This is a genomic window from Tsukamurella ocularis (genome assembly GCF_965138335.1).
Classification (GTDB): Bacteria; Actinomycetota; Actinomycetes; order Mycobacteriales; family Mycobacteriaceae; genus Tsukamurella; species Tsukamurella ocularis_A.
In genome coordinates, this window is the sequence record NZ_CBCSDV010000053.1 from 1 (window position 1) to 5,537 (window position 5,537).

Annotated in this window: 7 protein-coding genes; 2 read left to right on the forward strand and 5 right to left on the reverse strand. The window is 72.7% G+C overall.

The window, feature by feature from the left end; translation table 11 throughout:
- A partial coding sequence (locus ACNAYW_RS23970; RefSeq protein ID WP_415852107.1) for a hypothetical protein occupies positions 1-203 on the reverse strand: 203 nt, incomplete at its 3' end.
- Between the two features lie 143 nt (positions 204-346).
- Here ACNAYW_RS23970 and ACNAYW_RS23975 point away from each other — a divergent pair.
- Positions 347-1,714, forward strand: coding sequence for a PspC domain-containing protein (locus ACNAYW_RS23975; protein WP_415852108.1), 1,368 nt, complete (start codon positions 347-349; stop codon positions 1,712-1,714).
- Positions 1,704-1,952 (forward strand): hypothetical protein, encoded by a 249-nt coding sequence (locus ACNAYW_RS23980; RefSeq protein ID WP_415852109.1) that lies wholly within the window; start codon positions 1,704-1,706, stop codon positions 1,950-1,952. Before ACNAYW_RS23975 ends, ACNAYW_RS23980 begins: the two co-directional genes overlap by 11 nt.
- Here the strand turns inward: ACNAYW_RS23980 and ACNAYW_RS23985 are convergent.
- From ACNAYW_RS23985 to ACNAYW_RS24000, 4 genes are all read right to left on the reverse strand, one after another.
- A complete protein-coding gene (locus tag ACNAYW_RS23985) occupies positions 1,885-2,691 on the reverse strand; it encodes an SDR family oxidoreductase (RefSeq protein ID WP_415852110.1) in 807 nt (268 codons plus the stop codon). The two genes, ACNAYW_RS23980 and ACNAYW_RS23985, sit on opposite strands and share 68 nt — an antisense overlap.
- Positions 2,692-2,731: 40 nt before the next feature.
- Positions 2,732-4,303, reverse strand: a complete 1,572-nt coding sequence (gene guaA, locus ACNAYW_RS23990; RefSeq protein WP_415852111.1) for a glutamine-hydrolyzing GMP synthase — start codon at positions 4,301-4,303, stop codon at positions 2,732-2,734.
- 52 nt (positions 4,304-4,355) lie between these two features.
- On the reverse strand, positions 4,356-4,736 hold the full coding sequence (locus ACNAYW_RS23995) for a hypothetical protein (protein ID WP_415852112.1): 381 nt from the start codon (positions 4,734-4,736) through the stop codon (positions 4,356-4,358).
- 75 nt (positions 4,737-4,811) lie between these two features.
- Entirely contained in the window at positions 4,812-5,468 is a 657-nt protein-coding gene (locus ACNAYW_RS24000) for a DNA alkylation repair protein (RefSeq protein ID WP_415852113.1), read from the reverse strand.
- Between the last annotated feature and the right edge of the window lie 69 nt (positions 5,469-5,537).

A 5,537-nucleotide genomic window follows, 5' to 3' on the forward strand; every position in this document is an offset into this window, starting at 1 on the left:
ACGGAGGGGCGGTTGACGACGGGGTGGGCGACGGGGCGCTGGGCGACGGAGGGCGCCGCACCGAGTGCGGGCGCGCGCAGGCCGGCGGCCGACGCCTGCTCCGCGCCCTGTTGCCACCCCTGCTGCCAGTTCTGCCGGCCCTGCTGCCACGCCTGCTGGCGAGCCTGGTGCCGCGCCCACCGGCGCTCTGCTCGTCTGCTCATGATCCCTCGATGGTGGCACGGATCGTCGCCCGCGGGTATCAGGGAAGCCCCTGAAAGATCACCCCGCACCCCGAGGTGCGGCGGCACGATTTCAGGGTAGATCCCGATGGACCGGGGCGGCCGGGGCCCGCAGGATCGAAGGCATGGATACGTCAACCTTCTCCACCCAGCTCCGGCAGATGTGGGAGACCCGGCCGCTCCGGGCCCGCAATGCGCCGATCGCCGGTGTGTGCTCGGGATTCGCGCGTCGTTACCAGGTGGACGTCGCGCTGGTCCGGGCCGCCTTCATCGGCGCGACGGTGCTCGGCGGCTTCGGTTTCGTCGCGTACTTCATCGGCCTCTTCGTGCTCCCCAAGGAGTCCGAGTACGCGTACGGCACGCCCGTGCAGCGCTCGGGTCCGCCGACCATCGTGCTGATCATGGTCGCGGTCCTCGCGGTCATGTTCGGCGGCGGCATGGGCTCCTCCTGGCCCGGCGCCGGCCTGATCAGCGCGGCCCTGCTGCTCGCCGGCTGGTACGCGCTGCACCAGAAGCTGCCGGTGCCGCCGCCCGGCACCGCGGTCTCCGCGCGGCTCGCGCCGCCCGCCCCCGTCGGGGCCTGGCAGCCGCCCGCGGCGCAGTTCCCGTGGCAGCCCGTGTGGACGCCGCCCGCCGGTACGGATCCGACGGCGCCGCAGGCCGCCGCCCCTGCCCAGGCCCCGGAGCAGGCGCCCGAGGACCCCGCGGCCGCGAGCCCGCAGAGCGAGCCGGCCACGGCACCGTCGGGACCCCTGAACCTGCGGAAGGCCCCGGCGCCCGAGGCTCCGCGCGTGCAGACCCAGGTGACCGAGGAGATCCACCCGCCGCGCTGGGATCCGCTGGGCGCCGCGCCCTTCGCGTGGGACCTGCCCGAACCGGCGGCGTCGAACGCCCCGGTCCCGACGGAGCCCAAGCGGCGCACGCGGATCACGCCCGTGACGCTCGGCATCGCGCTGCTCACGGCCGCCGCGATCGCCACCGTCAACCTCGTTCTCGGCGTATCGATCTCGCCCGTGGTGGCCGCCGCGATCGTGCTCGGTGTGGTGGGCACCGGGCTCGTCGCAGGCGCCTTCCGGCGCAGCGGCTACGGCCTGCTCGCCGTCGCGATCCCCCTGGCGGGCTTCGTGATCGTGGGCACGATGGCGCAGAACGTGATGAGCGGCTTCGCCGACGCCCCGCGCGGCGACAAGCAGTTCGTGGTGCCCGCGCCCACCGATCTGCAGGAGCAGTACATCCTGCAGGTGGGCTCGCTGCAGCTCGACCTGCGGCAGCTCACCCTGGACCACGACCGCACCGTGACCACCCGGGTGGGCGTGGGCGACACGCAGATCCGGATTCCCGCCGCCATGAACGTGAAGGTGCAGTGCCAGGTCTCGGTCGGTGACTCCGACTGCCCCACGGCCCTGAACTCCGTCGTCACCCCCGGCGCTCCGACCCTGACCATCGACGCCCAGGGCAACGTGGGCAATGTGGAGGTGAATCGTGTCCGCTGAGACCGAATCCGGCCGCGCTCGCGGCCTCTCGCCCGCGCTCCTCGTCGCCGGGATCGCCGCCCTCGCGATCGCCGCCTGGGGCATCGTCGGCGGCCCCCGCCTCATCGACGCCGGCACCTTGCTCGGGTTCCTCGCGATCGGCGCGGTCGTCGTGGCGGGGGTGACCCTGATCAGGCCGCGAAGAGGCTCCGATTCCGCGCCGCCCACTGCGCCAGGCTCATCGCCGGGCGACCACTGAGGTCCTCGACCAGCGAGTTCGCCTCCTGCCGGTACCGGCGGGAGGCGTCTTGCAGGTCCAGGTACCAGCCGGCCATGTCGCCCATCTCGGGCCGGAGCGCCTCCTCGGCCGCCTCGCGGCTGATCTGCTCGAAGCCCACCTCGCGGCCGATGCCCGCGCCGATCTGCGCGGCCATCTCGACCCGGGTGAGGAAGCTCGGGCCGGTGAGCTCGTAGACCTTCCCGAGGTGCGGCGACCGATCGTCGGCCGCGAGCAGCGCGGCGGCGACCGCCGCGATGTCGTCCATCGAGATCGGCGCGCTCCCCGCGTCCGGGTAGGGCTCGCGGACCACGCCCGCTGCGACCTGCCCCGCCCAGCCCGCGAAGTTCTCCATGAATTCGCCCGGGCCGAGGACGGTCACGTCGAGGCCGCTCGCGAGGATGGTGTCGGTCAGCGCCTGCCAGTGGGCGCTGCCCGAGGTCGCGACCACGTACTCGACGCCCGCGTCCTTCGCTCGCCGCAGGACCTCCGCGGCCGTGGGCTCGTACGGCGCGAGGTACATCCCGGTCACGCCCTCGAAGGCACCGTCGAGCGTCTCCGGCTTGCCGATGAAGCCGCTGAAGGCCTCCACCCCGCTCGGCAGCGCCGCCTTCGCGGGGTTCGTGGTGAGCGCCCGGACGTCGCCGACACCCCTCGCCACCAGCTCGTCGACCACTTTCCGCCCGATGTTGCCCGTCGCACCCGTCACCAGAATCGTCATGGCGTCGACGGTACCGGCGGCACCGGTCAGAACGTGACCGCTATTCCCACTCGATGGTCCCCGGCGGCTTGCTCGTCACGTCGAGCACCACGCGGTTGACCTCTTCGACCTCGTTGGTGATGCGCGTGGAGATGATCTCCAGCGCCTCGTAGGGCACGCGCGTCCAGTCCGCCGTCATCGCGTCCTCGGAGCTGACGGGGCGCAGCACGATCGGGTGGCCGTAGGTGCGGCCGTCGCCCTGGACGCCGACGCTGCGGACGTCCGCGAGCAGCACGACGGGGCACTGCCAGATGGTGCCGTCGAGGCCCGCCGCGGTGAGCTCCTCGCGCGCGATCGCGTCGGCCTTGCGCAGCAGGTCGAGGCGATCCTTGGTGACCTCGCCGACGATGCGGATCGCCAGACCGGGCCCGGGAAAGGGCTGGCGGCCGACGATCTCCTCGGGCAGCCCCAGCTCGCGACCGACCGCGCGGACCTCGTCCTTGAACAGCAGTCGCAGGGGCTCGACCAGCGTGAACTCGAGGTCCTCCGGCAGGCCGCCCACGTTGTGGTGGCTCTTGATGTTCGCCGTGCCCGCGCCGCCGCCGGACTCCACGACGTCGGGGTACAGGGTGCCCTGGACGAGGAAGTCGATGGTGTGACCCTCGGCCGCCCGCGCGCCCAGCGCCTCGGAGACGACGTCCTCGAACGAGCGGATGAACTCGCGGCCGATGATCTTGCGCTTCTCCTCGGGGTCGGAGACGCCCTTGAGGTGCCCGAGGAACGTGTCCTCGGCGTCGACGGTGATCAGGCGCGCGCCCGTCGCCTCGACGAAGTCCTGCTGCACCTGCTCGCGCTCGCCCTGCCGCAGCAGGCCGTGATCGACGAAGACACAGGTGAGGCGATCACCGATCGCCTTCTGCACCAGCGCGGCCGCGACGGCGGAGTCGACGCCGCCGGACAGCGCGCACAGCGCCAGCCCGTCGCCGACCTGCTTCCGCACGTCGTCGATGAGCTGCTCGGCGATGTTCGCCGCGGTCCAGGTGGGCGTGAGCCCGGCGATCTCGTACAGGAAGCGCGTGAGCACCTCCTGGCCGTGGGGGCTGTGCAGCACCTCGGGGTGGTACTGGACACCCGCCATCTTCTTGCCGACGTTCTCGAACGCGGCCACGGGGGCGCCGGGCGTCGACGCCACCGTCGCGAAGCCCTCGGGCGCGACCTGCACGGCGTCGTTGTGGCTCATCCACACCGGCTGCTCGGCCGGAAGTCCCACGTGGAGCACACCGTCGCCGGTGGGGCTGAGGGTGGTGCGCCCGAACTCGCGCCCGCCCGTGTTCGCGACGGTGCCGCCGAGGGCCCGCGCCATCATCTGGAAGCCGTAGCAGATGCCGAAGACGGGAACGCCGAGGTCGAACACCGCGGGATCGAGATTCGGCGCGTCCTCCGCGTACACCGACGCGGGGCCGCCCGACAGCACGATGGCGGCGGGGTTCTTGGCGCGTACCTCCTCGGCGGTGATGGTGTGCGGCACCACCTCCGAGTAGATCCGCGCCTCGCGGACGCGGCGCGCGATCAGCTGCGCGTACTGCGCGCCGAAGTCGACGACCAGAACGGGGTTGGGCGAGGAGTCCGTCACGCGCGCCAGTCTAGTCGCGGGCGGCGCCGCGCCCCGACATCAGGGCGGGCGATCAGGGCACGTCCACCAGCTCCCAGAGCGGCACGTGGGCGTACCAGGGGAACTCGTCGGGCGTCACCCGGACCTCACGTCCGGCGAGGATCGCCTCGTTCTCGCCCCGCGCGTGCGGGGAGAGCACGTCGATCGCCGCCTCCGCGACGCGCTGGAGTTCCTCCTCGTCGAACCGGGCCCAGAGCACCCGGCACCGTCGGTCGGCGGGCGGGGTTCCGGGGTGCTCGACGGCCCACTGCCGCAGCAGCGACGGGTCCTCCGGGGAGCTCGCGAACTCGAACAGCGCCGCGCCGGCGCCCAGCCTGGCGCCGATGCGCCCGGCGACGCGCGATTCATCGTCGGGCCGGATGAGGACGGTGACGAGCGGGAATCCTGCGGACATGCGGTCACGCTACGGCGGCGCGGCCGCCCGCGTCATCAGGGTTTCTCCCGGTTCCGCCCCTGATCCCCGCGCGGTTCAGGCCTCGCGCCGGCGGACGATCTCGGCGATCCAGATCGGCGCGAACGGCGAGGTGCAGCCCTTCGACACGGGGTAGTCCGCGAGCACCTGCAGCTCCTCACCGATCGCGATCGCGCGGGCGCGGCGCGCCTCGTCCTCGATGCCGATGGTCGCGAGGGTCTCGTTCATGGCCCACTGCAGCTTCGGCTCGGCGTCGCGCATGTCGCGCGCGATCTCGTCGAGCAGGGCGTCGCGATCGAGGTCGGCGGTCGTCACCGCGTGCGTGGTGAGCGCCCACCCGGCGGCCCGGACTTGCGGATCGGCGTCGCCGAGCCAGCGGGTCCGCAGCGCGGCGGCGTGCGGCGACTTCTTGACCAGGTAGTTGAGCAGCCAGTCGTGCGCCTTGTCGCTGCGGGTGGAGCGCAGCATCGCGTCCAACTCGTCCTCGGTGAACTGTTTCGGCCTGGTGATCAGCAGGGCCACGAGCTGCGCCGCGACGTCGCCGGAGTCCCACAGCCCGCGGGCGAGCTCGTGGTCGGTGCCGATCGACTTCGCCAGCGCCCGCAGCTTCGTGAGGTTCACCCCGTGCGGGTCGCCGTGCCGCTCGTTGACCGCTCGGGCCCTGGGGTCCGCCAGCGCCGCCAGCTCGGCGACGACCTCATCGACTCGCGTCATGTCCCGAGGTTAGCGCCGACGACCGTCGAGTCCTGCGGCCCACCGAGGCGAGATCTCGCCTCGGTGGGC

Coding starts and splice junctions, on each gene's coding strand:
- ACNAYW_RS23975 (WP_415852108.1), top strand. CDS start 347: ATGGATACGTCAACCTTCTCCACCCAGCTCCGGCAGATGTGGGAGACC.
- ACNAYW_RS23985 (WP_415852110.1), bottom strand. CDS start 2,691: ATGACGATTCTGGTGACGGGTGCGACGGGCAACATCGGGCGGAAAGTG.
- ACNAYW_RS23995 (WP_415852112.1), bottom strand. CDS start 4,736: ATGTCCGCAGGATTCCCGCTCGTCACCGTCCTCATCCGGCCCGACGAT.
- ACNAYW_RS24000 (WP_415852113.1), bottom strand. CDS start 5,468: ATGACGCGAGTCGATGAGGTCGTCGCCGAGCTGGCGGCGCTGGCGGAC.